At 49.2% G+C, this 26,833-nt stretch carries 14 protein-coding genes and 1 pseudogene; 5 read left to right on the top strand and 10 right to left on the bottom strand.

The genetic code is table 11. The features are described from left to right. Positions 1-79: 79 nt before the first annotated feature. Complete coding sequence (gene prpR / locus RGV86_RS17915) at positions 80-1,666, top strand: propionate catabolism operon regulatory protein PrpR (RefSeq protein ID WP_085460438.1); 1,587 nt, start codon at positions 80-82, stop codon at positions 1,664-1,666. Positions 1,667-1,776: 110 nt separating this feature from the next. Here prpR and yahO read toward each other — a convergent pair whose 3' ends face one another. Next, positions 1,777-2,052, bottom strand: coding sequence for a DUF1471 family periplasmic protein YahO (gene yahO / locus RGV86_RS17910; RefSeq protein WP_000848012.1), 276 nt, complete (start codon positions 2,050-2,052; stop codon positions 1,777-1,779). Positions 2,053-2,634: 582 nt separating this feature from the next. On the opposite strand from yahO, the gene RGV86_RS17905 reads away from it, so the two are divergent. The 3 genes and pseudogenes from RGV86_RS17905 (at position 2,635) to RGV86_RS17895 (ending at position 9,471) form a co-directional block, all read left to right on the top strand. Further along, entirely contained in the window at positions 2,635-5,262 is a 2,628-nt protein-coding gene (locus RGV86_RS17905; RefSeq protein WP_137598254.1) for an autotransporter outer membrane beta-barrel domain-containing protein, read from the top strand. 814 nt (positions 5,263-6,076) lie between these two features. Beyond that, positions 6,077-8,704 (top strand): annotated as a pseudogene (locus tag RGV86_RS17900) (autotransporter outer membrane beta-barrel domain-containing protein). 134 nt (positions 8,705-8,838) lie between these two features. Beyond that, positions 8,839-9,471 carry a LysE family transporter gene (locus RGV86_RS17895; protein WP_000371333.1) on the top strand — a complete coding sequence of 211 codons (633 nt, stop codon included), beginning with the start codon at positions 8,839-8,841 and terminating at the stop codon, positions 9,469-9,471. Between the two features lie 313 nt (positions 9,472-9,784). Here RGV86_RS17895 and zorD read toward each other — a convergent pair whose 3' ends face one another. From zorD to zorA1, 4 genes are read right to left on the bottom strand one after another with little or no spacing between them, the layout of a single operon-like run. Beyond that, on the bottom strand, positions 9,785-13,024 hold the full coding sequence (gene zorD, locus RGV86_RS17890) for a type I Zorya anti-phage system protein ZorD (RefSeq protein ID WP_085460437.1): 3,240 nt from the start codon (positions 13,022-13,024) through the stop codon (positions 9,785-9,787). Then, the gene (zorC, locus tag RGV86_RS17885) at positions 13,024-14,811 is read right to left on the bottom strand and encodes a type I Zorya anti-phage system protein ZorC (RefSeq protein WP_137598239.1); all 1,788 of its coding nucleotides are present in this window, start codon (positions 14,809-14,811) and stop codon (positions 13,024-13,026) included. The genes zorD and zorC overlap by 1 nt, the downstream gene beginning before the upstream one ends. Next, positions 14,808-15,545, bottom strand: a complete 738-nt coding sequence (gene zorB1 / locus RGV86_RS17880) for a type I Zorya anti-phage system protein ZorB1 (protein WP_000483327.1) — start codon at positions 15,543-15,545, stop codon at positions 14,808-14,810. The genes zorC and zorB1 overlap by 4 nt, the downstream gene beginning before the upstream one ends. A gap of 11 nt (positions 15,546-15,556) precedes the next feature. Then, entirely contained in the window at positions 15,557-18,112 is a 2,556-nt protein-coding gene (gene zorA1, locus RGV86_RS17875) for a type I Zorya anti-phage system protein ZorA1 (protein ID WP_085460435.1), read from the bottom strand. Positions 18,113-18,423: 311 nt separating this feature from the next. Here zorA1 and RGV86_RS17870 point away from each other — a divergent pair, with 311 nt between their 5' ends. After that, a complete protein-coding gene (locus RGV86_RS17870) occupies positions 18,424-20,289 on the top strand; it encodes a YaaW family protein (RefSeq protein WP_085460434.1) in 1,866 nt (621 codons plus the stop codon). A gap of 154 nt (positions 20,290-20,443) precedes the next feature. Here RGV86_RS17870 and RGV86_RS17865 read toward each other — a convergent pair whose 3' ends face one another. The 5 genes from RGV86_RS17865 to RGV86_RS17845 all read right to left on the bottom strand — a co-directional run bounded on the left by RGV86_RS17865 (position 20,444) and on the right by RGV86_RS17845 (position 26,817). Then, positions 20,444-21,826 carry an amidohydrolase family protein gene (locus RGV86_RS17865; protein WP_085460433.1) on the bottom strand — a complete coding sequence of 461 codons (1,383 nt, stop codon included), beginning with the start codon at positions 21,824-21,826 and terminating at the stop codon, positions 20,444-20,446. 9 nt (positions 21,827-21,835) lie between these two features. Next, positions 21,836-22,786: a carbamate kinase family protein gene (locus RGV86_RS17860; RefSeq protein WP_000661628.1), complete on the bottom strand. Its 951-nt coding sequence runs from the start codon at positions 22,784-22,786 to the stop codon at positions 21,836-21,838. A 212-nt stretch (positions 22,787-22,998) separates the two neighbouring features. Continuing rightward, positions 22,999-24,417 (bottom strand): YlbE family protein, encoded by a 1,419-nt coding sequence (locus RGV86_RS17855; RefSeq protein ID WP_085460432.1) that lies wholly within the window; start codon positions 24,415-24,417, stop codon positions 22,999-23,001. After that, a complete protein-coding gene (fdrA, locus tag RGV86_RS17850) occupies positions 24,417-25,964 on the bottom strand; it encodes an acyl-CoA synthetase FdrA (protein ID WP_085460431.1) in 1,548 nt (515 codons plus the stop codon). Before fdrA ends, RGV86_RS17855 begins: the two co-directional genes overlap by 1 nt. Continuing rightward, positions 25,954-26,817, bottom strand: coding sequence for an oxamate carbamoyltransferase subunit AllH family protein (locus RGV86_RS17845; protein ID WP_085460430.1), 864 nt, complete (start codon positions 26,815-26,817; stop codon positions 25,954-25,956). Before RGV86_RS17845 ends, fdrA begins: the two co-directional genes overlap by 11 nt. Positions 26,818-26,833 lie beyond the last annotated feature (16 nt).

Genomic DNA, 26,833 nt, shown 5'->3' with positions numbered 1-26,833 from the left:
ATGTTTCACTGCGTTTCATTGCAACAATTATGAAACAAGACTAAACCCAATATTCGGTTTCTTAATTCTTTAGGGTGCTATGGCACATCCACCACGGCTGAACGACGACAAACCCGTTTTTTGGACGGTATCAGTGACGCGCTTGTTCGAACTGTTTCGCGATATCAGCCTTGAGTTTGATCACCTGGCGAACATTACGCCTATCCAGCTTGGCTTTGAAAAAGCGGTGACCTACATCCGCAAGAAACTGGCCAGCGAACGCTGCGACGCTATCATCGCCGCTGGCTCTAACGGCGCGTATCTGAAGAGCCGCCTGTCGGTGCCGGTGATTCTGATCAAACCCAGCGGATTCGATGTGTTACAGGCACTGGCAAAAGCCGGAAAACTCACCTCTTCTATCGGCGTTGTCACCTATCAGGAAACCATTCCGGCGCTGGTCGCGTTTCAAAAAACCTTTAATTTGCGCCTTGATCAACGTAGCTACATCACCGAAGAAGACGCACGCGGGCAGATTAACGAGCTAAAAGCTAACGGCACCGAAGCCGTGGTCGGTGCCGGGCTGATTACCGATCTGGCAGAAGAAGCCGGAATGACCGGAATTTTTATCTATTCCGCTGCCACCGTGCGCCAGGCGTTCAGCGATGCGCTGGATATGACGCGCATGTCTCTCCGGCATAACGCCCAGGATACTACCCGCAACGCCCTGCGTACTCGTTACGTTCTGAGCGATATGCTTGGTCAATCACCACAGATGGAACAAGTGCGGCAAACCATTTTGCTCTATGCCCGCTCCAGTGCGGCGGTGTTGATTGAGGGGGAAACGGGAACCGGTAAAGAGCTGGCGGCTCAGGCGATTCATCGGGAATACTTTACCCGCTACGATGCGCGACAGGGCAAAAAGTCGCATCCGTTTGTTGCCGTGAACTGCGGAGCGATTGCTGAATCATTGCTGGAAGCGGAGCTGTTTGGCTATGAAGAAGGGGCGTTTACCGGCTCACGACGCGGAGGCCGCGCCGGGCTGTTTGAAATCGCCCACGGCGGCACGCTGTTTCTTGATGAGATTGGCGAAATGCCGCTTCCTTTGCAGACTCGCCTGCTGCGGGTTCTGGAAGAAAAAGAGGTCACTCGCGTCGGCGGACATCAACCGATTCCGGTGGATGTGCGGGTCATCAGCGCCACCCACTGCAATCTGGAAGAGGATATGCAGCAAGGACATTTTCGCCGTGATCTGTTTTATCGACTGAGTATTCTGCGTCTGCAATTGCCACCATTGCGCGAGCGAGATGCGGATATTCTGTCGCTGGCGGAAAGCTTTTTGAAAGCGTCTCTGGCGGCGCTCTCCGCCCCGTTTTCTGCTGCATTACGCGAGGGGTTAAATACCTGCCAGGTGGTTTTATTGCACTATGAGTGGCCGGGAAATATTCGTGAACTACGCAATATGATGGAGCGACTGGCGCTATTTTTAAGTGTGGAACCGACGCCGGATTTAACACCGCAGTTTTTGCAACAGCTACTGCCGGAATTAGTCCACGAGTCGGCGAAAATTACCGCCTCCCCTTTGCTGACACCCCAACAGGCACTGGATAAATTTAATGGTAATAAAACAGCAGCGGCGAATTATTTAGGCGTCAGCCGGACGACGTTCTGGCGGCGGCTGAAAAATTAAATTGCCGGATGCGGCGTGAACGCCTTATCCGGCCTACAAAACCATGAATTTCAATATATTACGCTCACCGATAGACGTGCGCATCGGGCATATTTACAGGGGCTTCAGAATTACTTCTTCTTATAGATATTTGCCGTACCGTGGATCTTATTGTCAGTCTGACCGGAGGTCAGTACCAACACATCAGCACCTTTTTCATCCGCTTTTTTGATCAAATCTTCTTTTGCATCTGCAGTCGACATTTCATTACTTGTTGAAATATCACCTATTTTTTCATATTGCGATTCAACCTTTTCAAATTCCGCTTTGGTCATCAATTCAGCAGCATAGACGTTTGTAACAACAAAAGCTAACGCACCAACTAAGAGCTTAGTTCCAGTTTTCATAAGTGAACTCCATAATGTGTGATTGGCTAATGCCCTGAAGCTAACAGTCATCATCAGGGTTGATTAATAAGTAGTTCAGCGGTTAGGAAAAATCTATAGGAAAAGAGAATATATTTGTATTGTTCTTAATGCGAACCACTCTTGTCCAACTGGTTAATAACTTTCACTGCAAGTATCGCTGGTGTTATTTGAATTATTTTTCATGAAAATCTCATATTTTCACCCTGCCAGAGATTCAATATAAAACTTACATTATCCACATTATTTTTCTGAACAAGAAAAAACCAACCATCTATTGGATTGATTTTTATAAGCATTATTTATTTTATTCCTTATTAACCTTAAGACGATTTACTATTATTTTTAATGATAATAGTAAAAAACTTCACTCACACCATTTACAAACCACTAAAACCTATCAATACAATGAACAACTAACAATTTAATAAATTTATTGTATCTAATATTACAGATATTCTTATTTGGCAACTTGCATGCTTACACCCAACAAGTCTTCAGGAAGAAAATCAGTGCAATAAAACACATCTCGCTATTTATATTTTAAGGATGAAAGTGAGTGATATGAGTGATATGAAGTTAACAAAACATGCTTTATCAACCCTGGCTATAGCCATTTCAACAATACTATACACACCAGTATCTCTGGCCGTTGACCCTCCCTCAAATCTAAATAGTAGAGTTGTCGTCAATAATAATGAAGAATTGAAACTCATTGCTTCAGAGGGTTACAATCCCAAATGGAAGCAATTTGGTTTTTTGATGGTGGGCGAAAACTCTAATGGCTCCGTTATCCTTGATAATATGTTAATTATTACCAGATACTCTACCATAGGTAGAAATTCTGAAGGTTCCATCACTTTATTAAACCATACCGACTGGCAGTTTAATCTCACTGCACCCAGGATGGAGCTGGGGACATATGATGGTTCCGGCACCGTATATGTGTTAGAAGGCAGTAAGATAAGTGGCCTGCAAGACCTAAAAATTGGTGATTATTATGGTGATGCCAAAGGATTGATGTTTATTGATGGGGAAAACTCGTCAGTTACCTCTAACATTACTACTGTTGGCAATCAGGGAACCGGCAATTTACGTATTACTAATGGCGGTACATTCACTTCCTTAGCTCAACTAAATATAGGCTATGCTTCTCCAGTCAATGGTATATCAGAAAATCTTAATAGTTATGGAAATATCCTGGTTGACGGTAAAAATTCAACATTGAATGCTGAATATATTTATCTTGGCGGATTTAGCCCTGATGTTCCGGTTACGACTACCGGTATCCTTACCGTTAATAACGGTGCAACAATCAATGCCAATTCGTTTATCTGGGTTACTCTCGCCCCTGGCGCCACAGGCATTTTAAATATTGGTGGTGCGCAAGGTGAGGCTGAACAGCCTGCAGGTTCGATTAATACGCCATTTATTCATTTAGGCGCAGCGGATGCCTCTTCCTCTTCGGTAGTAAACTTTAATCACACCAACGCTGATTTTGTCCTGGCCTCCGCTATTGAGGGGAACGGCCAGGTTAACCAGGTCGGCTCCGGGACAACCACATTATCCGGCTCGAATAACTATGCCGGTAATACCTATATAACCAAAGGCAGCCTACGCGCAGGTAAAGAAAATACCTTCAGCCCCAACTCCGATTATATTGTCGACAACGATGGGCATCTCGATTTAAACAGTTATTCGCAGGCGTTAAAAACGCTGACGCTGGCTGGAACAACAACGTTGTCTTCGTATGAACAGGGTCACGAGTTCACGCCGACCACACTGACCATTAACGGCAACTACACCGCCAATGATGGCCTGTTAGTCATGCATACTGTATTAGGCGATGATAATTCCGTAACGGATAAACTCATCGTAAAAGGTGATACTTCCGGTAGTACCCGCATTATGGTCAACAATGCGGGCGGTCTGGGCGCGAATACTCTGGAAGGGATAAAAATTGTAGAGGTTGATGGCCTGTCAGAGGGCGTTTTCAGTAAAGAAGGTCGCATTGTTGCCGGTCCCTATGACTACAACGTGGTAAAAAGCGACAATCAGAACTGGTTTTTAACCAGTGAAATTCCCGCAGGACCGTATACTCCACCGGAACTGCCCGTCATCCCGGAACCAGATCCTGAGCCTCCTGTAACACCAGAACCGCCTGTGACACCGGAGCCGCCTGTTACGCCATCTGTCCCACAACCAGAACGAAAACATCTGTATCGCCCGGAAATTGGTAGCTATCTTGCCAATATTCAGGCGGCAAATACGCTGTTTAATACCCGACTGCATGACCGGCTGGGGGAAACACAATATACCGACCTGCTGACCGGCGAGCAGAAAGTGACCAGCTTGTGGATGCGTAACATTGGTGGACATAATCGTTTTAAAGATCGCTCAGATGAACTGAACACTCAGAGCAACCGTTATGTTCTGCAACTTGGCGGCGATCTTGCGCAATGGAGCAGTAACGCACTCGATCGCTGGCATCTCGGCCTGATGGCTGGCTATGCCAACAGCAAGAGTCACACGCATTCCAGCCTGACCGGGTACAGCTCTCGTGGGCAAATCGACGGCTACAGTGTGGGGGTGTATGGCACCTGGTACGCTAACGAAGCAGATAAAACAGGGACTTATGTTGATAGCTGGTTGCTCTATAACTGGTTTGATAACACCGTCTCCGGCGAGTATCTGCCCAGTGAAAAATATCACTCTGACGGTATCACTGCCGCCATTGAGGCGGGTTATACCTTCCGTCTTGGCGAAAGCGCAGATGCCCGCACCAGCTACTGGTTGCAGCCTAAAATGCAACTGACGTGGATGGATGTGAAGGCAGATAATCATACTGAAGACAATGGCACTCTGGTTGAGGACAGCACCGAAGGCAACCTGCAAACGCGTCTGGGGGTGAAAGCGTACCTGCAGGGTCATAATGCTATTGATGATCATAAAGCGCGTTCCTTCCAGCCTTTCGTGGAAGCCAACTGGATTTATAACTCCCGCAATTACAGCGTGAAGATGGATGGCATCAGCGATGAAATCATCGGCACGCGTAACATCGGCGAGTTAAAAGTTGGGGTGGAAGGTCAGCTTAATCCGCGTCTGCAACTGTGGGGAAACGTCGCCCAGCAGTTGGGTGACAACGGTTACAGCGATACCCAGGGAATGCTGGGCATGAAATATCTCTTTTAATGCCACTTTGCCGCCCGTCACGTGCGGGTGGCACTCTTTTTAGATCAACGTTCTTTGTGATCGCGCTCGCATTCAGTCATTTTTACTATAAATATGATGAAGTTAATTCAGCTTATTCATGGGTGAAATGACTATGGCTCCCTTGCACGCCGTATATAACCCCTCCCGTTGTGCAAGTTATTTTTCATCTGTGTAACGGAAGTTAGTTTCATTCGTATATCCGACCTCTCTTACGGTACCGTCGTACCCGGCCATGATGTGTGATTAGGCCAATGCACTAAAGCTATCAATCATCATCAGGGTTGATTAATAATTAGTTCAGCGGTTAGGAAAAATCTACAAAAAAAGAGGATATATTTCTATTTTTCTCAAAAAACAGCCACATTTCTCCTGTTGTTGAATAATGCTCACGACAATTATCGCTGGTGTTCCTTAAATTAATTTTCATAAAAATCTCAAATTCCTGCCTCCGCTAAAATCCAATATAAAATTCACATAAGCTATATTACTTTTCTGGACAAAAAACCACCACTCATCTATTAATGTGATTTCCATACCCTTTCGTTATTTCACTTACATAAACTTTAGGATTATTAGATGTATTTTTTCTAAACGACATAAAAAAACTGCATTAACTCCACTTACAAACCACTAAAACCAATCAATGTAATGAACAACTAACACTTTAATAAATTTATTACATCTAATATTACATATATTCTTATTTAGTAACTTGCATGTATGCGCCTTACAAGGCTTCAGGAAGAAAACAGTGCAATAAAAAACATCTCGCCATTTAAATTTAAGGATGAAAGTGAGTGATATGAAATCAGCAAAAAAAAGCTTATCGACACGGGCGATAGCAATTTCAACAGTATTATTTACACCCGTATCCCTGGCCGTAACCCCACCCACAGATGCAAATAGCGTTGTTATCATTAATAATGGCGAAGAGGCAAAAGTTATTGCCTCCGAAGGTTACGATCCTGGATGGAATCATTTTACTTCTTTGAATGTAGGCCAAAACTCTAATGGCTCACTACTCATTGATAATATTTCACTTATTACTGCTAATGCTACCGTAGGTAATAATGCTGAAGGTTCCCTCACTTTATCCAACCATACCAACTGGCAGTTTGATACCCCTACATCCAAATTGTTTTTGGGTACAAATGAAGGTTCCGGCACCGTATATGTGTTAGAAGGCAGTAAGATAAGTGGCCTGCAGGAACTAAGGGTTGGTGAATATTATGGTGATGCCAAGGGGTTGATGGTTATTGATGGGGAAAACTCATCTGTTTCCTCTAACATTACTCTTGTTGGCGATCAGGGAACCGGCAATTTACGTATAACTAATGGCGGCACACTCACTACCTCAGCTCAGGTAGCTATTGGATATGCTTATCCAGCCAATGATATATCAAAAAATCGTAATAGTTATGGCGAGGTTCTGGTTGACGGTAAAAATTCAACATTGAATGCTGAATATGTTTATCTTGGTGGATTCAGCCCTGATGTTCCGGTTACGACTACCGGTATCCTTACCGTTAATAACGGTGCAACAATCAATGCCAATTCGTTTATCTGGGTTACTCTCGCCCCTGGCGCCACAGGCATTTTAAATATTGGTGGTGCGCAAGGTGAGGCTGAACAGCCTGCAGGTTCGATTAATACGCCATTTATTCATTTGGGAGCCGCAGATGCTTCCTCCTCGTCGGTAGTAAACTTTAATCACTCCAGTGCCGATTTTGTTCTGGCCTCACCTATCCAGGGGAACGGCCAGGTTAACCAGGTCGGCTCCGGGACAACCACATTATCCGGCTCGAATAACTATGCCGGTAATACCTATATAACCAAAGGCAGCCTACGCGCAGGTAAAGAAAATACCTTCAGCCCCAACTCCGATTATATTGTCGACAACGATGGGCATCTCGATTTAAACAGTTATTCGCAGGCGTTAAAAACGCTGACGCTGGCTGGAACAACAACGTTGTCTTCGTATGAACAGGGTCACGAGTTCACGCCGACCACACTGACCATTAACGGCAACTACACCGCCAATGATGGCCTGTTAGTCATGCATACTGTATTAGGCGATGATAATTCCGTAACGGATAAACTCATCGTAAAAGGTGATACTTCCGGTAGTACCCGCGTCATGGTCAACAATGCGGGCGGTCTGGGCGCGAATACTCTGGAAGGGATAAAAATTGTAGAGGTTGACGGCCTGTCAGAGGGCGTTTTCAGTAAAGAAGGTCGTATTGTTGCCGGTCCCTATGACTACAACGTGGTAAAAAGCGACAACCAGAACTGGTTTTTAACCAGTGAAATTCCCGCAGGACCGTATACTCCACCGGAACTGCCCGTCATCCCGTAACCAGATCCTGAGCCTCCTGTAACACCAGAACCCCCTGTGACACCGGAGCCGCCTGTTACGCCATCTGTCCCACAACCAGAACGAAAACATCTGTATCGCCCGGAAATTGGTAGCTATCTTGCCAATATTCAGGCGGCAAATACGCTGTTTAATACCCGACTGCATGACCGTCTGGGGGAAACACAATATACCGACCTGCTGACCGGTGAGCAGAAAGCGACCAGCTTGTGGATGCGTAACATTGGTGGACACAATCGTTTTAAAGATCGCTCGGATGAACTGAGCACTCAGAGCAACCGTTATGTTCTGCAACTTGGCGGCGATCTTGCGCAATGGAGCAGTAACGCACTCGATCGCTGGCATCTCGGCCTGATGGCTGGCTATGCCAACAGCAAGAGCCACACACATTCCAGCCTGACCGGCTACAACTCACGCGGGCAAATCGACGGCTACAGTGTGGGCGTGTATGGCACCTGGTACGCTAACGAAGCAGATAAAACAGGGACTTATGTTGATAGCTGGTTGCTCTATAACTGGTTTGATAACACCGTCTCCGGCGAGTATCTGCCCAGTGAAAAATATCACTCTGACGGTATCACCGCCGCCATTGAAGCGGGTTATACCTTCCGTCTTGGTGAAAGCGCAAATGCCCGCACCAGCTACTGGTTGCAGCCTAAAATGCAACTGACGTGGATGGATGTGAAGGCAGATAATCATACTGAAGACAATGGCACTCTGGTTGAGGACAGCACCGAAGGCAACCTGCAAACGCGTCTGGGGGTGAAAGCGTACCTGCAGGGTCATAATGCTATTGATGATCATAAAGCGCGTTCCTTCCAGCCTTTCGTGGAAGCCAACTGGATTTATAACTCCCGCAATTACAGCGTGAAGATGGATGGCATCAGCGATGAGATCATCGGCGCGCGTAACACAGGCGAGTTAAAAGTCGGGGTGGAAGGTCAGCTTAATCCACGTCTGCAACTGTGGGGCAACGTCGCCCAGCAGTTAGGTGACAACGGTTACAGCGATACCCAGGGAATGCTGGGCATAAAATATCTCTTTTAATGCCACTTTGCCGCCCGTCACGATACGGGCGGCACTCTTTTTAGATCCACGGTCTTTGTGATCGCGCTCGCATTCAGTCATTTTTACTATAAATATGATGAAGTTAATTCAGCTTATTTATGGATGAAATCACTATGGATCCTTTGCACGCCGTTTACCTGACCGTCGGACTGTTCGTCATCACGTTTTTTAATCCAGGCGCAAATCTCTTTGTCGTGGTTCAAACCAGTCTGGCTTCTGGTCGTCGCGCGGGCGTACTCACCGGGCTTGGTGTGGCGTTGGGCGACGCCATCTATTCCGGGCTGGGATTATTTGGGATGGCAACGCTCATTACTCAGTGTGAAGAGATTTTCTCACTCATTAAAATCGTCGGCGGTGCTTATCTCTTATGGTTTGCCTGGAACAGTATGCGCCGACAATCAACACCACAGATGAGCGCGTTACAGCAGCCCCTTAGCGCCCCCTGGTATGTATTTTTCCGCCGTGGGTTAATTACCGATCTCTCGAATCCACAAACAGTTTTATTTTTTATCAGTATCTTCTCAGTGACGTTAAGTGCAGAAACGCCGACCTGGGCGCGTTTAATGGCCTGGGCAGGGATTGTGCTCGCGTCTGTTATCTGGCGTATATTCCTTAGTCAGGCGTTTTCTTTACCCGCCGTGCGTCGCGCATATGGACGTATGCAGCAGGTCGCCAGTCGGATTATTGGTATGGTTATTGGTCTATTTGCGCTACGGCTGATTTATGAAGGGGTGACGCGGCAATGAGCTGATGATTGGTAATTAATACGATTGAAAAGTTGGACCGCCATCGAGGCCTCGAACCCCGTACCATACAACAATCCTGGTTGTCGTCTGCTCTTCCTGATGAGCTAATGGCGGTTTTTTGATACGAACCTTACAGCATATTTTCTGTCAGGCCCTGGTGCGATGCATAAGATACAGAAAGTGCCCTACGCAAACCTGACGGAATTATGATTTTTTTCATATGAATGTCAACCCATACATTCACAAAATGTCTTTGTTGTTCATTAATAAAGCAATAGCGAATCCCTGTCGATTTACTCGCCCATGGTATTCCCTACGCCAAGGGAGTGCCCGCCAGCACCGCTTCAAAATCTGCGGCGCTCAGATCGGTTGCCCCTTTGAGCATATCTCTCGCCAATGCCCGGCGTCGGTTCAGTAATTCATCCAACGTTTCTTCAAAAGTCATTAACTGGCTATCACGCACCGTCGGATAATAGACGTAAACATCTTTCTGCTGCCCGATACGGTAGGCCCGATCGGTCGCCTGATCTTCCTTCGCCGGATTCCAGCAACGGGTAAAGTGGATGACATGATTTGCTTTCTGGACATTGACGCCAAACCCAACCGCAATGGTGGATAAAATAATGACGTTAAAACCGGGCGTTGACTGAAATGTATCGATCAGGCTCTGACGATTTTGATCGCTGCCAGATTTGGTGCTGGTATCACCATTAATAATAAAAGGCTTAAAGCCAAAATGCTGCGCAATCAGATGTTGCAGTTCTCGTTGAATATCGCGCAGTTCCGTAAAAATAATCACTTTGTCATCAGATGACTGGCGAATCGTATTTAATGTCTCCAGCAGCCATTTTACTTTCGGGGCATCGTTCCGTAAGCGCAAATCTGCACTTACGGAATAAGGCCATGCGCAAATAAGTTTCAGGCGATGCAGTAACCCCAGCATACCTGAGCCTCGTTGATCCAGCCCTTCGCTGATCTCCTGTTGATTTTGCCAGCTTGCAACCGAGTGGGTATAGAGATCCCGTTGCAATGGCAGCATATTCAACTGTTTACAGCGTTGATCTTCAATCTTATCCGGCAGGTCTTTCGCCACTTCTTCTTTGGTGCGGCGCAGCGTCTGCGGTTCTATTAATTTACGTAGCGATTCGAGGACAGCATTATCATTCTGTTGCTCAATGGGGCGCAGATAATCTTTACCAAAATTATTTAAAGCCCCCAACAAACCTGGCTGCACGAAGTCAAATAAACACCACAGATCGACAAGGGTATTTTCGACCGGTGTTCCGGTACATGCGACTTTAAATTGTGCCTGAATGGCTTTTGCCGATTGGGTAATTAATGCCGCCGGATTTTTAATTTTCTGCGCTTCGTCGCACACCATTATGGACCAGGGCTGACGAGCCAGCGAAAATTCCTGATCGCGCAACGTCTCATAGGTGGTAAGAACAATATGCGCGTCACCCACCCAGTCACTTTGCAGTAAGTTCTTAATCCCCTTACTTTTAAGCGCCTGTGGAATACTCTCTTTCGCGCATTTCTTAGCCTTAAGTTCATTACCGTAGAGTTTTAAAATCGACACCTGCTCGCGCAGGAAGAAATTCCCAACCTCACGCTCCCAGTTATCGAGTAACGACACCGGAGCAACAATCAGCGAAGGAGGCGAATCCGGGAAACGTTCACGATGCCAGATGAGAAAAGTTAGAATCTGTAAGGTTTTACCCAGCCCCATATCGTCTGCGAGCAAACATCCCGCCGTCTCTATTGGCGACTTTAGATACAACTGCTGGAGCCACGCTACCCCTTTACGCTGGTGTTCACGTAGCTGAATGGACGTTTTGAGGATCATCGGCAGTTCGACTTCTGCCTGATGTGCACCGAGCAAAGAGTCCCGCCGTTGTTTAACATACAGCGCCTGCTCGATATTTTGTTCTATCAGCAGAACGGCACGACTGACCGGCTCACTACTGACGCCATCATTTGTTTCACCGTCAATTTTCTTTTTCCATTTATCGTGGAAAATTTCTGCTTCTTCACGGGGCAAAAGGTTGTCGTTCCAGGGCATGGCGACTTCCGGCGCATCCGTGGCTTTTGCCTCTTCCAGCCGCTCTTCCAGTTCCTGAAAATGTTGATGATTATCGAGATCCCAGCCAGAGAACATAGCCTCGCACATCTCTTGCGCAAGGTTCTCCGGAAGCCATTTTTCACTTTCACTTTTGACCAGATAAGGCGAACTTATTTTTTCAAATTCACCGATCCCGATAACCCGGTCGCTGTATTTGTTCAGATCGAGGACGTGGGTAAAATTCATTCCCGCCGCCTGGTGCTGCCAGTTTTCAAGCAACGCCTGATAACCTTGCAGTTCTTCCTGGCTGAATCTGGAAAGCTCCAGATCGTAACCCTGCCAGACTCCGGCGGGCAGTTGTGCCGCTAACTTTTGCTCCAGTTCAGAGAGCAACGCCGCCAGTTCACCTGGACGTTTAAAGATATAGGTTTCATCCGCCACAGATTGCTCAGTTCTGGGGCTGAGAAGAAGCGTTACCGCCGCAATTTGCCTGTTTTCATCAATCTGCGGCTCCAGACGGAAATCATAAAAGTAGATCCCGGCGTCCTGCAAATTCTGCTCATAAACGTCAGGATCAAGCACCTGGCTCGCCTCTTCACCAATCCAGGTGTAGGGGTTGCGAACAAATGAGAGCGCATCATCCCCCGCCACGCGACGCCCCGTAATAGCGTGCACGGAGGTCAGGACGTCTTTGACTTCAGGGGAAAGAATGACATGGTTTAAGACACCATCGTCCCCTAAAACACGGTAACGATCCTGCACCTGTTGCGTGCGGTCAAAACTCTGTAACCAGTTGGCAGGCTGCTCATCAAAAACAGGTTCAATTTCCAGCACCGGAGTATCCACCACCAGCGATTTTCGCAGTTTTAACTGCAACGATTCCGGCCTGATGACGATCGTTTTCGCAAGATAGTCATCCAGTTTTGCCCCTGCTTTTTTGGCCTGCCGCCGTATTTTGGCCCAACGGGTTTGGTTGACCGTTTCGCCCGGCGTCTGTCGCTGCTGCAACCTGAGTTGCTGTAGTGCGTCCAGAAGTTGCCAGTTCTCTTCACTTAACACAAAGGTGCCTTCCGCAGAGGAAAAGCTGGCGCCTGTGCAAGTTATCTCAACAGGGCGATAGTCATCAGGTAGGGTCCATTTATCAATGAAAACGCGAAAAGTGTCATCGCTAATGCTTCCTGTTGCAGCAAGATGAGCCGTCAGATTGCGCTGTGAAGGGAAAGCAAAAATCGCCAGACTGCTGGCATAGTCGTCATTTTTCCGGATGCGGTAAAAATCATCCCAGCTAAGAAACCAGCAATCAGACCAGTGTGAAACATAATCTTCCTCATGAAGCTGTTCCAGGCATGAGGCGACAGGCCAGTTATCTTCGCTATCGGCAAGACTAAAGGGGAAAGCAAAACCCTCTTCTTTCATTACATACAGCGGCGCAAATGAAGCAGGTAGTGAAGTATTCTCTTTAATAAATTTACCCAACAATTTTTTGAACACTATTTGCTCCAGTAAGTAAATTTACCCAGCACAGGTTTAAACCCAAGGCTGAGTAATTTTTGCGCCGCTTCATGGTCTGGTTCATTGAACTGAATATGGATTGCGCCCCCCAGCCCTCGTTTATCCATCACTTTGCAATCGACCGAACGAATAATCTCCCGGATTTGTTGTTCCCGGTCGGGGAGATCTTTTTTGGCTTTTAACGAGGAGGCGATGATTTTGATTTGCTCTTCCCGGTCTGACTTTGCATCACTGACTTCATGTTCAGATAACGATGCAGATTCAGGCCGACTCACGGTCTTTGAGGCATTGAAGCGAGAGATATCCAAAGTGACAGAGGACTGATTTAAATCTTCCGCAACGTAATCAATACCCAGCTTACGAAGTTCTTCGTCATATCGGCTCATCCACCCCTCAATTCGGTTGAGTGAGTAGAGAAATACCGGCGACAAATGCGGTAAACGCAACCGGACTTTACGGCGGTTATTCCGCTTATCTTTCAGATCATAATCAATATCAAGAATGCCGGTTTCCGGATTAAAGGGCGCATTCCCCATATGGTAGGCATACATCGCCCCCACTTTCGAAAATTCGACAAACAGATAATCACCAATGCGCATAATCATGGCATTGTTATCGCGTGAACCAGAACCTTGCAGACGGCTTAATCGCCCTGCGTTTTTCGCCCTGAATTCAACATAATCGGCATCTTTGGATCGCAGCGCATCTTCGCCCAGCACAATGCGCGTATAGCTCATTTGGTTGGCAAAACGTAGCCAGTAGAACAGGCGCGCATGGTCAACATCCCGATTGCCTTTCAGCAATTCAAAGAACAGCTTCAGGTCGTCTTTGGCGAACCATCCTTGCACCATCAGTAATACCGGATTTTCAACGTGAACCTGCCAGCTTTTATTACGGCTGGTTAACTGCGGATTTCCCCAATATTCCAGGGCCAATTGCTTGAGTTCGAAATGCGTTTGATGTTTAAAAGCCGACTGATAATAACGGGTCAGAGTGGCTGCCAGAATATTATCTTTAAACCGCGTAAGCTGGCGGCTCAAGGCGATAAGAGAATGAATTTTCTGCTGAAAAGCATCGTCAGTCAGGCAAAAAATCTCATTGACCAGGTGGTTAACAATTTTGCGCCATAACCAGCTGGTTTGCGGAATTTGCGCGACTTTCTCCAGCACCGAAATATCCGTGATTTCTCCACGCCCAAGCTGTTGTCCGAGAAGAAAACCTGCATTATCGGTAAAAATATCGCTATAGGTGTCAATGACCGACATCCAGGACATCTGACGCGGCGCACTCTCTTTTAGCTGTTGAAACCCACGAGCAATCTGCGTGCGTAGCTGAAGCCACTGCGGATTCTTTTCCGGTGTATCGCTGGAATGACCAAAGTAGCTGGTACATAGCGCCAGCCATTCGCGGCGTGTTAACCGCTGCTGCGCAATTTTTTGTTCAATTTCAGCGATAATCCTCGCGAAGTTTGTTGCATCATCAATCAATGCAATTTCAAACAGATCGCCTTCTGCCACGTCATTAAGGCCAAAAAAAATCATCTTCCACTCGAAGGGCTTTGGCGTATCCCCCGCACGCAGCCGGGCAATGGCCTGTCGGCGTTTCTCCAGAGGGGGAACCATCTGCACCGCGCGAGCATCTACCTTCCTCTCAAGTTGCGCGATAACGCGCTGAAGATAGTGAAAAGCATGACTTACCGTCGGCTGCACGTTCTGCTCCCGATAGGGCAGCAAACGGGTTTTCAGTTTTTCAATAGCGGAAGTCATTGCATGGCTCCCAACTGACAGGTTTCCTGACTAATGCCAGGAACAACATCCATGCTTTCGTCGCGCTTTTTGTCTTTCAGGCCAAAGAATTGCATCCGCAGTTCTACGCGACGGCTGGCTTCTTTGCTCTCTTTCGCATTGTTGAACGAAACCCCGCCCGCCAGAAATAATTTACGGATCTGGACCTGTTGTTCCGGGGTTATTTTTTGCTGTAGCGCGCTTCTGCTATCCAGCAAACTGCACATCACCCATTCCGAGCGTTGCAACGAAAGGTGCAGGTTATAGAGATAAGAACCGTCAGTATCCGTAAAACCTTCTATAACAATTTGCTTAAACCATTTTTTGCCTTCATCGCTATTTGCCGCCTCCAGCACTAACGGCACCACATCCTGTAGCGCCTGTAATCCTTCGGCGTTAAGCGCAAAGCGATTGTGCTCAAAACGCCCTGCTTCACCAAAGCTGATACGGTTGTCATGGCAGTCAACCTGAATCGTCTTATTGAGATTCTTTGCCTGAAGCTCAAGTTTTTCACACAGGCGAGCGATATCATGCCCGCGCGATTTCTCCCCCGCCTCCGCCTGCTGGATCCGCTGCGTAACAGAGCTAAGTGACGCCACCATCACCACCAAAAACAGCACCATCATGGCGGTCATCAGGTCTGCATAGGAGATCCAGAAGGGTTTTTCCGCTTCATCGCTGCGCCGTTGCCTGCCATTAAATACCCGGTTAAACATCAGCCTGTTCCTTACGCGCGACGATGACGGAGTACTGTTTCCAGCGTATCCACGCTTTCACCGATAATCTCAACCGAAGAACTTAAGGCTCCCGCCGCTTTCGTCAGTTGCGTATCCATCTCTTGCAGTGAACGATTCAGGCCGTTTTCCACTCCGGTCGTAAAGGATTCAAAACTGGTTCCCATTACCTCGGCAATGTTATGCAGGAACTCCTGAGCCTCACGGTTATATTGTTGCAGGCGTTCAGAGTACGCTTTCAGATCGTCAACAAAACGGCTGCGCGATGTTTGTTCATCATGGCTACGGTTAATCAGCGTTTCGAGTGCCGTTATGGCATTCGCCACGACTTCACGGGTATTACGATAATCGGCAATCAATGCCCCCAACTCCGCGCTGGCACTGGAAAGCGTGCGTCCTGCCTGTTGCGTGCCATTGAGCACCTCAGCGGTCAACTGATTAGCCTCAGCAACACGATCGCCCGCAGCTTCAAAGCGGTCGGCAGCCACGCGCATTTTATCGGCTCCTGTTTGTATCTCTTCCAGATGGCGCGTGGTGTTTTGCGCCATCCGTTGCAGCAGATCGCCTGAAGCAGATTGCTGTTCACGCAGCATCTGCATCAGCGACTCAACCTGACTTTCAAGCTGACCAATGATTCGCTGCGCTTCCTGTTGTAACGCACTCTGCGCAGATTGCTGTTGCTGACTGAGCGACTTCTGACCTTCTTCCAGTTGCCCAAACAGGTTGCCAAGTTGGCTACCCAGGTGATCGATACCGCTGGTCATTTTCTCTCGCAGGGCATCCTGACCGGAATGCATGGTTTGCTGTAACGACGTCATAAACTGTTGCTGTTGCTCAGCCGCCGCCTGCTCACGCGCTTCGCTACGTGCCAGAAGCTGCTGAGTTTCTTCATGCAGCACGCGTTGCCCCTGTTCTTGAGTCTGGCTCATCTGTTTTTGCCCTGACTCCAGTTGGCTGAATACTCCCGCCAGGTTTTGCGTCAGCGTTTCGATACCTTTGCTCATATTGCCCATCAGCAGATTTTGCGCCTGGTTTTGCTGCTGATTAAGTTGCTGCTGACCATTTTCCAGTTGTGCAAAGAGCGTCGCCATATGGCTGCCAAGCGTATCCACGGAAGCTGCCATTTTCTCCATGGTTTCATTTTGCCCTTGCTGAACACTGGACTGGATAGCCTCAATAAACGCGCGCATCTGTTCCGCCATCGCTTTTTCACGCGCTTCGCTGTCGGCAAAGATTTTTTCCAGTTGTTGCGCCATCCGTTCGCCCGCGCCCTCACCTTCTGCGCCAATACGGGCAACGGATTCCTGCAAGCTGCGCAGCATCTCATTCATCCCTGCCTGCATCTCCTGCTGACCGCTTTTCATTTCGCTTAACAGTTGAGAGATCAGTTGCGCGCTGCCCTGACGTGAGTCATCCCCGGCCTGACGCATATCCTGCAACAACGTTGAGAAGCCGCTTTGCATAGACTGAATGGCTTCCACAGAACGCCCCATCATCTCCTGCATGGTGGTGAATTGCTGACCAAAGGTATTATCCATTTTGCTCATAAAGGCGGTCAGGACGTTCTCCAGCATCGACTGCACACGATGGCTCTGATCGCCGGAGGCGGTTTGCACCACACCAGCAATTTTATCCAGCGGATTTTTCAGACTGGTTTCGATAGCACCACTGACCTGTTCAGCAAACTGTTGGCCTGACTCGCGGTATGTTGTTGATAATGTCTCTGCCAGCTTTTGATTTTCCCGCACCTGGCTATCCACCAGGTTTTGCAGCATTTCGCGCAGGTCAGTGACCAGACCATCCTTAAGTTGCCGCGCATGGGTGGTGTTTTCTTTAGTACTGGAAAGAAGTTGCGAAAGGTAATCTTCACCGACGCCGCCCTCAAAAAGCTGGTCAATGCTGGCGGTAAGAAGTTCAAGGTTTTTATAACATTGCGCCAGTCGCCATTTTTCAAACATGGTGACCAGAATGGAAAACGTAATAGCAAACGCCGAACCTAAAAACGCATACAGAACGTCGCGTAAAAGGTTAGCGACGCTGGCGCTGACCTGCTCTGGCGTGCTGGGGTCAAAATGGTGCAAACCAATCATCAGCCCCGAAAAGGTGCCGATGATCCCAATTCCGGTCAGGATGCCAGGGAGATGTTTAAACGCTTCCGTATAGAGAGGAATTTCGACTAATAACGGTTCCGTAAACCATGCTGACGACGGAGCCGTTGAACGGATGGCGCTAATTTTTTTTTGCCCGCTGTTTTCGTCAAACTCAAACTGGCGATGTAGAGACTCTTTAAATTCGCTCCAGGGATGCGCAAAAAATTTATCAGAGAATAACGCGTCTAATTTTTCGAGTTGTTGTGCCGGTTTTTCATTGCCAAGTTGCCGAATTGCTTTCGCTTTTTGTTTAAAGCGCGCTGAAACCCTAAATGAAGGAATAGCGTAACGGACAATGAAACCCAACAACAAAACCCCAACCACAATAGCGACATAAATCGGCACATTTTCTGGATTAACAGAGGTTAACGTGTCGAGGAACGAAGTCAGCGAAAACATCTAAATACCTTGAGTGAAGGAAAAGAAATTTGCAGGGCAGAACATCACCAGCAAGGAAAAAAATCGCCCGCTCATTATAGGAAAAGTCTCGATTTTTACATCAATAAAACGTTATATATCTCACAAAAACATTGATCACACGCATATGTAAGAAATTTAAATCGCTTGGTGAAAATAATTCACAGAATTTATGCTTTATGACACAAAGATTGGGGATTTTATTTTTTTCGCCGCCAGACTTACGTATGAAACTTTTTCGTAGGGCGCGCTGCTTCTAATAACGTCCAGTCACTATTCAACGAGACAATTAAATGAGTGAGATTGACATTAAGGGCGATGAAACGCTGGTTGCTCTGCTACTGAACGCCGACAAAAACGATATCGATCTGCTGATTGATTACATTACCCCAGACGGAAAATTTAATTTTTCCCAGTCTGACCGCGTTAAAAAGGCCTTGCGCGATGGTAAAAATAGCGAAGCTGTTGATGAGGAAACATTGCGTTTGCTGATTCGCGAACTGCAACATTTTGGCGGTAACACCGTAATGAATCTGTTCCGACGCAATGGCGTTAGCTATAGCGAAATTGTTGACGATGTCGCCAGCCATCTGAAAATTAAAGTCGCGAAAAATGCCCCGGTAAAAGAAAAAGAATCACTGATTATCGATGCCGTTTTTGCGTCATCCTGGAACAAAATGTCAGATGACGATCGCCGTCAGCTTCTCCGTGATATGGGAATTAACACCAGTATTAGCCTGGATAAGTTGTCACGTATGGAGCTGCCACTTTTGCAACGTGCGGCAATGGTAGCAAGCGGTCTGGCGCAGATCGCCACGGGGAAGGCACTCCCGCTAATTGCGGGTCTGGGGATAGGTCGCGTGTTGGGCGTTCTCACCGGTCCTGTCGGGTTAGCCCTCACCGGTTTATATACCGCTTATGATATTTCCAACCCGGCGTTCCGAATCACCTTGCCCTGTGTAGTGCAAATTGCCTGGATTCGCTTAAAAAATTCCCGCCATCACCGTCTGAGCGAATCGGTATCATCAACGGCAATGTCAACCGCAAACTATGGCAATCGCTGGGTGTTTGAAAATGAAAAGTCGCAGCGCGTTTTAACTGTATCGTCTATCGCTTTAAATGAAATTACCCACCCCGACACTCTGATACGACATGACATTACTGAAATTTCACGGTTAGGCCCACTCTTACAGACGCTTCCTTCGCTCGCCACCGCCGCCCATGTCGCCAGTCATCACTATATGGAAGTCATAATTGATGGCGCACTGGCGAAAGTGAAAGATGGCTCGGGATATCGTGGCTTCAGTCTCGGGGAAAAAGGAATTAAAGCGCACGCAGTTTTGCTGAACCCTGACAAACTGAATCAATTAGTCAATGCCAGCATATTACTGAATGTCGCTTCGGCGATACTGGCACAAAAACATCTGGCAGATATCAGCAATAAACTGACGCAGATAATTGAAACTATTCGGGAGATTTCTGCGTTCCAGAACAATGCCCGCAAATCTGAAATTGTCGGCGCTATTCAGTATTTACAGCAAATCACACCTGTCGTCATTGAGGGGCAATCTTCGCCAGAAATACGGCAAATACTTGAAGCTATCGAAAAGGATTTTTCAACGCTCCAGGATCATCTGCTGACGGATATTGCCTTTGCTGGCGAGAAGGTAGCCTCTATAAATGACGGCAGTTTTTTCAGTAGCGCAACCATCACCAGTAAAATTCAGGCGCAACAAAAAATTATTGAAGAACGGACGATGGAGTGGGATTTAGCGATGAGGGTACGCGGGCAAGCATTACATCTGGTCAGCCATAGTGAGGGTCAGACGATGCTGGTAGAACGTCGTCAGCAGGCTATAGAACATCATTATGCGCAGTTCGATACGGTTATCAGCAAGGTAGAAAAACAATTACAGTCACGAATTGATAGCATCGGCGCCGTAGCGGAACAGGCGAATACCACCAGCGCCAATAAAGTCATTTTGCGAAAATGGTGCAATAACCGCTTAATGCCGCAAAAAGTCGCAATTAAGGAAGCCCGCATGGCGTTCGACCAATTCCAGCAAAATATGCTGGACAAGCCGTTGCAGACCAGCCGCATGTTGGTGGAAATGAAAGACGGAAAACCGGTGAAGTGTTATGCGTTGCCGGATGCTTAAGGCGGCTCGTAAGGTTTACTGTGTGGTTAGCGGTGCCACACACAATGTCTCCGACTCAGAAGAATCAAGGCCAACAAACCCATATTCAAGTTGCCCCACTCCCTGGGGCGATAAATCTCTTACGACTCACCGTTGAAGACATTTCAAACGGACATCAACCTGCCACACGCCCCCATACCAGTTGCCCTTTATGGAACGTTGCTGTACGTGGCGAGATACGCGCCACCGCCTCGGCGGAACAGGAGGCGTCCACCAGCACAAAGCTGGCGTCATCCTGCGCTTTTGGCCAGACGCGCTCGCCTTTTTCATTCAGCGGCAGGACATCGCCAGTGGCTAAAAACAGCGATCGGGATAAATTCTGTTCGTTAGGGCGAATATAGAGCTGCGCATACAGATTGGCTTTTTCCAGCATGTCGCCCAGGCCGTAAGGCGACCAGTGGTCGATAACGCTGTCGGTTCCTGTCATGACTTTTACGCCTTTGTCGTGCAACTGTTTGAGCGGCATATGCAGCGTGCCAATCGGCACCGTCGAGGCGATAGTAATTTGCTGCGCCGCCATGCGGTTTGCCAGTCCATCCACCTGTTGCTCGTTAAGCGTTGCCAGCGCAAAGGCGTGACTGATGGTCAGCTTGCCCTTCAGTTGCGGCGTTTTCTCTACGGTTTCAACCATATAATTGATGGCCGCCACGCCTGCCGGCGTGGTTTCGTGCAGGTGAATATCGACGCCTTTGTCGTAGTCCAGCGCAATCTGGAACATGGTGTCGAGAGATTTTTCCATCGCGCCATCAACACTGGTCGGGTCCAGCCCGCCGACGTAATGCGCCCCCGCCTGCATCGCTTCGCGCATTAAGGATTCCGATTTCGACAACAGCAAACCGTGCTGCGGGAAGGCGACAATTTCACACTCGAAGCCCGCCTGACGTCGCGCCAGCACCGCCTGCAAGTTTTGCAGATTTTTCAGGCCGGAAACCGGTTCGATATTGCAGTGGCTGCGGGCAATGGTGGTGCCTTTCGACTGCAATAAATCGATCAGTTTTTCCGCCCGCTCCTGAGTGTAAGGTTGCAGCTCCGGCAGCATTTTCTGCTCAAGCTTAATCATGTCCTGGATGGTGGTGCCTGCCGGGCGATTGAGCGAGCGCCACGGCCCGCCGTAAAAGGTTTTGTCGAGATGAATATGCATGTCGCGGGTGGTGGGCAGCATCAACTTACCGCCAGCGTCATAGTGCGGCAGCGTGGCGTCCGGATGCTGCTTATTCTCGCGCAGGGCAACAATTTTACCGTTCTGAATCTCCACGGTCTGGCGCGCCGTGCGGGTCTGCACCGCTACGCCGTTTTCGTAATCAAAACCGGTTTCCAGCAACACGTTGTCGAGATAGTAGTGCGGGTCAGTGATTTTCATGGTGTTATTCGCTTCGCAGTTTGCGGTGCCAGAGACTGCCGCGTGGGCGAGCGGCACAGACGTACCAAACAGCGCGGCGGCGGTAACCATCTTACCGCTCTGGCTCAAAAACTCACGACGGCTATTGCTTTCTTTCATCTTACGTCCTTACGTTTTAATAATATGGGTGCCCGTTTCACCGCGCAGCGCCGCTGGCAGGCATTCCGGCGTGGTGATAATCACTTCTTTGCCGCCCTGTTCTAAAAATGTCAGGCTGGCGATAATTTTTGGCAACATGCTGCCGGGCGGGAAATGCCCTTCCTGCATATAGCGGGTCATGGTGGCAATATCCACCCGATCCAGCGCCTGCTGCTGCGGCTTGCCAAAGTGAATACACACCTTTTCCACGCCAGTGGTGATCACTAAAATGTCAGCGTGAATTTCGCGCGCCAGCAGTGCAGTGGAGAGATCTTTGTCGATAACCGCGTCCACGCTTTGGTAATCGCCTGCTTCACTGCGCACCACCGGAATTCCGCCACCGCCCGCGCCAATCACCACAAAGCCTTGTTGGATCAGCGCCTTAATAGCAGGCGCTTCCACAATGCGTTTCGGTTCCGGCGAGGCGACAACGCGGCGATAGCCCCGTCCGGCATCCTCAACAAAATGCCAGTCAGGGTTTGCCTTTTGTAATTCGTCACGCTGGCTTTCACTAAAGAATGCACCGATGGGCTTGGTGGGATGAGCAAAACCCGGATCGTTTTTATCCACTTCCACCTGAGTCACCACGGTGACGGCTTTTTTCTCGCCGTGACGCGCCAGTCGGTTGTTCAGCGCCTGTTGGATCAGATAGCCAATGCCGCCTTGCGTATCTGCCACACAGTTCGCCAGCGGCGTTAAGGGCAGCCCTTCACGCTCGTGGGCAATCTCCGCGCGGCGTAAATCCAGCCCGACCTGCGGCCCGTTGCCGTGGGTCAGCACAATGTCGTAATCGGAAGCCAGCATTTCCAGCACCGTATCGGCGACGGCTTTCACCGCCTCCGCCTGATGCTCAATCGACTGGCTGGCGTTATCTTTGATAATGCTGTTGCCACCAATGGCAACGACCACAAGTTCTTTCATGTTGTTATGTCCGCGACAGAGGGTGATGGGGTTATGACCAACGCCAGACTGCCTGATGCGCTACGCTTATCAGGCCTACAGATTCTTGTGCCATCCGGCAATGGTGAAAAATGCCTGATGCGACGTTCGCGCGTCTTATCAGGCCTACAAACTCTTGTGCCATTCGTAGGCCGGATAAGGCGTTCACGCCGCATCCGGCATAAACATGTAGGTCAGACGCCGTAACGTTCGCACCAGCCAAGAATGGCTTTCTCGAAGCAGGCGAATGGTGGATGCACAATGCCCGCGCCAATCATGCCGACGCCCGCATCTTTATGGGCGATGGCGGTGTTGATCACCGGCAGAATGCCGCTGCTGCCCACGCGGGTGATGTCGATTGCCGACGGCACGCCCATAAAACCGAGCAGCGGAATGGTGACATTCGGGTTTTCACCGAGGGTGATTTCTCGCATCTGACGGGAGAAATCGATAGCCTCTTCCACCGTGCCGCCCACCAGCGCGACGATCGCAGGCGCGGTCGCCATAGCAAATCCGCCAATACCGTAGGTTTCGGTGATGGCGCTGTCGCCGATATCCAGCCCCGAATCCTCCGGCTTATAACCGGCAAACATCGGGCCGATGACCTGCTGCGCCGGGCCGGTAAACCACTGCCCCGGCAGGCCGCTGACCCGCAGGCCGAACTCGACGCCGTTTCGCGCCATCGTGGTGACCACGGTGCTGTATTCGATGCCGTGCGCCGCATCCATCGCCGCTTTACACATCGCCATCCACGTCGGGCCGGAGAAGTAGTCGCTGCTGGCGACAAACTCAAACACTTCGCGCTGTTGCTCCACGGAATAGCCCGCCTGAATAATCCCCGGCGTCAGCGCCTGAATCAGCAGCGTCGTCCCGGCGTTATTGCGGTTATGGCATTCATCGCCCATATGCAGCGCCTGCGCCAGCATTAAGCGCAGATCGATTTCGCCGATAATTTTCATCGCGTCGCGCAGTATTGGTCCCTGCACATCACGCATCCAGTTCAGGCGGTCAATCACGCTCTGGTCGTTAGCGCCCATACGCAAAATCTTCGCCATCTGCTCGCTCATGTTGGTATAAGCGATGTTGCCGTAGGTTTTGTTTTTTACGATGTGCATAAACATCGAGGCCGAGGTAACACCCGCCATCGATCCCACACAGTCGTGTTCGTGGCACGGCGAGAAGGTGATCTCCCCGGAGGCCGCCAGTTCAGCCGCCTCGTCGAGATCTTTCGCCAGCCCTTCGAACACCAGCGCCCCGGTGACCGCGCCTTTCATTGCGCCGCACATTTTTTCCCAGGTAACCGGCGGCCCGGCGTGAAGAATGGTTTTCGGCGTCATGCCCGGCACCACGTTAATCGCCTGATCAAAACCAATTAGCACCGGATGCGACTGAATAATGCGCTCCAGCGCCTGCTGATTAGCGGCAGCGATTTTGTCTGCCAGGGGCGAATCGGCAATATTATCCAGCGCCTGCACCACCTGCATATTGCCCTGCCCCGGCGGCGTCCAGTCGAGCTGGGTCACTTCTACATGCTGCTTTTTAAGATCATCGCTAAACATGGCGATGCCGACGTTAATAACGTTCAACGGTTGGCTAAACAGTGACGGGCTCATCAGGCTTCCTCCCCTTTGCAGATAAATTCACGCGCCAGCAATCCAGTATTGGTGCTGCTGCTGGCCAGAATCACTCCGGCATCAAGCAGCGTCTGGCTCTGTTGTTCTAATGATGGCGTATCGAGATCGGTGCCCAGCACATAGGCGAGAATGATCAACTCGCGCCCTTCGGTAGCGGCGATCGCTTTTGCTTCTTTGATCGCCTCGATGGTGGAGCCGACCGGATCTTCATGCGATCCAAATCCGAGCACAAAATCCATCACGATCACCGCCACTTCGGGATCGCGCGCCTCTTCGATCAACCGGCTGATACGGTTGGTGGGGTCAATCATTGGATGTGGTTTGCCGTTGGTGAAATCATCATCACCAAAGTCGAGGAAGGTATGTTTGATGCTGCGGTTGATATCTTTCAGGCGGAGTTCAGGATCGGGCTGAATGTTGCTGTACACATCGCCGTGTTTTTCCATCACCGCGAACATCGTTTCGTCACACAGCGTACCGCCGCAGAACAGGCCACGAATGTATTTCTGTTGCGGCTTCAGGCGAGCGCGCACGTCAGCAATCAACGGCTGGTTTAGCGTATGCAGGTCGAGATGTTCTTGTTTCACGCCGGAAAGCATCACTGCTTTCAGCGCCGCTTCTTTGGTGCCGCGAGCAAACTGTAGCCCCTGCTCATCCACTGGCGTTTCGCCACGACCGAGGAAGCAGACTACCACCGGTTTGCGGCAGGCGCGCGCGCGTTCCAGCACTTTGCGAGCCACCGCCGGCGCTGGCGGTTTAGAAATTAAGGCGATGATTTCAGTTTGCGGATCGTTTTCTAACATGCCGATGGCGTCGAGCATCATCAGGCCGCCAATTTTCTCGCTCAGGTCACGCCCGCCGGTGCCGATCAGTTGCGAAACGCCGCCGCCAAATTCATGGATGCGGACACTCAGTTCCTGGCTGCCGGTGCCGGATGCGCCAACAATACCGATGTTGCCACGACGCACGGCGTTACCAAAGCAGAGCGCCGCGCCGTTGATAATCGCCGTGCCGCAGTCTGGCCCCATCATCAGCAGCCCTTTTTCGTGAGCGAGCTGCTTGAGCGCCAGTTCATCTTCAACCGAGACGTTATCGGAGAACAGCATCACGTTGAGGTCATTTTGCAGCGCCTGACGCGCTTCGCGAGCGGCAAACAGGCCGTTGACGGAAATCACCGTCAGGTTACTTTCCGGGATATGCTTTTTGGCGCTGGTGATAGTGGCATAACGCGCCTCGTGCGTACCACTTTGCGCTTTGGTATTGAACAGTTCTTCAATCTCCACCAGCAACTGCTCGTTGTCCACGCCCGCTTTGCCGTTGATAACGATCATCAGGTCGCCGTTTTTCGCCTGCTCCAGTTCCGGCGTCAGCAGCCCTAAATTTTTCAGCACGCCTTTGTTCATTTCGGTCGCCATCGCCACAAATGCCTGCTCAACACCGTCGAGTTTATTTGCACGCGTGGAGATGGACATCAACGAGACAGAATCAAAATAGGTATTCGGTTTAATGACTATTTTAACTGACATAATTCCCTCCGTAGGTTTGGCTCAGCGCACAACCATCGGCCATGCCATACAGCATGTCGCAGCCGGAACTGGAGCCAATATGTTTAATTTTTTCTATTGTCTGAGTGGCGTTCTCAGGGATGTCATTAATGATGCCGTGAATAAAGTGATAAATATTTTCCCGACAGCGTTGTTGTAATGCGGCTTCCAGCGTTATGGCACTTAATAACGTGGTATTATTTCTGCCGCGTTGCAGGCCGAGATAAAATTCCTCTTTGTATTTTTCTACCGGATGCCCGGAAATAAATAAAACAAGCGCCAGACCTGTTAAATAATCATCGGCTGAAGGCGTCAGACCAATCCCTAATCCAATCATATTAGCGACCGCTGACGCGATATTTTGCTTATCGTTTACTGCCTGAATAACAGCACGTCGCCTGATATGTAATTCTTTATTTAACGCCTGATAAAATGGATTATCGCCGCGATAATTAAACAGGGTTTCATTTTCCCCCAGATGCTGATGAATAATGTCGTACCACTGTTGCCAGGCAATAAGGTGAAAATTCAGAGCGGTCATTTGCAGTGTTGGGGACAGCCAACGCTGACAACGATGCTTATCTATATGAATATCTTTACCAATCGTAATCCCGTGCTCGTCAAACTGAACCTTATCGCCATGATGGAACAGACCATCAAAGTGAGTGAGTGCCAACCGACAACTGTTTGGTGCATTGTCATATTCTTCACAAAGCAGCGTCAGCAACTGCTGGCGAGCCGGGAGTGCGATATTTACCGCTCTGGCAAAGACCTGTTCAACCTGTCCTTGCCCCCGCTGCGCCAGAAAATCCGCATCCGCAGTTAGCGCCCACACACACCGTCTTTGTGGT

Source organism: Escherichia ruysiae (assembly GCF_031323975.1).
GTDB lineage: Bacteria > Pseudomonadota > Gammaproteobacteria > Enterobacterales > Enterobacteriaceae > Escherichia > Escherichia ruysiae.
Note: the sequence above shows the minus strand (reverse complement) of the source record. Positions and strands in the feature narration are given on the sequence as shown.

Coding starts and splice junctions, on each gene's coding strand:
- prpR (WP_085460438.1), top strand. CDS start 80: ATGGCACATCCACCACGGCTGAACGACGACAAACCCGTTTTTTGGACG.
- yahO (WP_000848012.1), bottom strand. CDS start 2,052: ATGAAAACTGGAACTAAGCTCTTAGTTGGTGCGTTAGCTTTTGTTGTT.
- RGV86_RS17905 (WP_137598254.1), top strand. CDS start 2,635: ATGAGTGATATGAAGTTAACAAAACATGCTTTATCAACCCTGGCTATA.
- RGV86_RS17895 (WP_000371333.1), top strand. CDS start 8,839: ATGGATCCTTTGCACGCCGTTTACCTGACCGTCGGACTGTTCGTCATC.
- zorC (WP_137598239.1), bottom strand. CDS start 14,811: ATGACTTCCGCTATTGAAAAACTGAAAACCCGTTTGCTGCCCTATCGG.
- zorB1 (WP_000483327.1), bottom strand. CDS start 15,545: ATGTTTAACCGGGTATTTAATGGCAGGCAACGGCGCAGCGATGAAGCG.
- zorA1 (WP_085460435.1), bottom strand. CDS start 18,112: ATGTTTTCGCTGACTTCGTTCCTCGACACGTTAACCTCTGTTAATCCA.
- RGV86_RS17870 (WP_085460434.1), top strand. CDS start 18,424: ATGAGTGAGATTGACATTAAGGGCGATGAAACGCTGGTTGCTCTGCTA.
- RGV86_RS17865 (WP_085460433.1), bottom strand. CDS start 21,826: ATGAAAGAAAGCAATAGCCGTCGTGAGTTTTTGAGCCAGAGCGGTAAG.
- RGV86_RS17860 (WP_000661628.1), bottom strand. CDS start 22,786: ATGAAAGAACTTGTGGTCGTTGCCATTGGTGGCAACAGCATTATCAAA.
- RGV86_RS17855 (WP_085460432.1), bottom strand. CDS start 24,417: ATGAGCCCGTCACTGTTTAGCCAACCGTTGAACGTTATTAACGTCGGC.
- fdrA (WP_085460431.1), bottom strand. CDS start 25,964: ATGTCAGTTAAAATAGTCATTAAACCGAATACCTATTTTGATTCTGTC.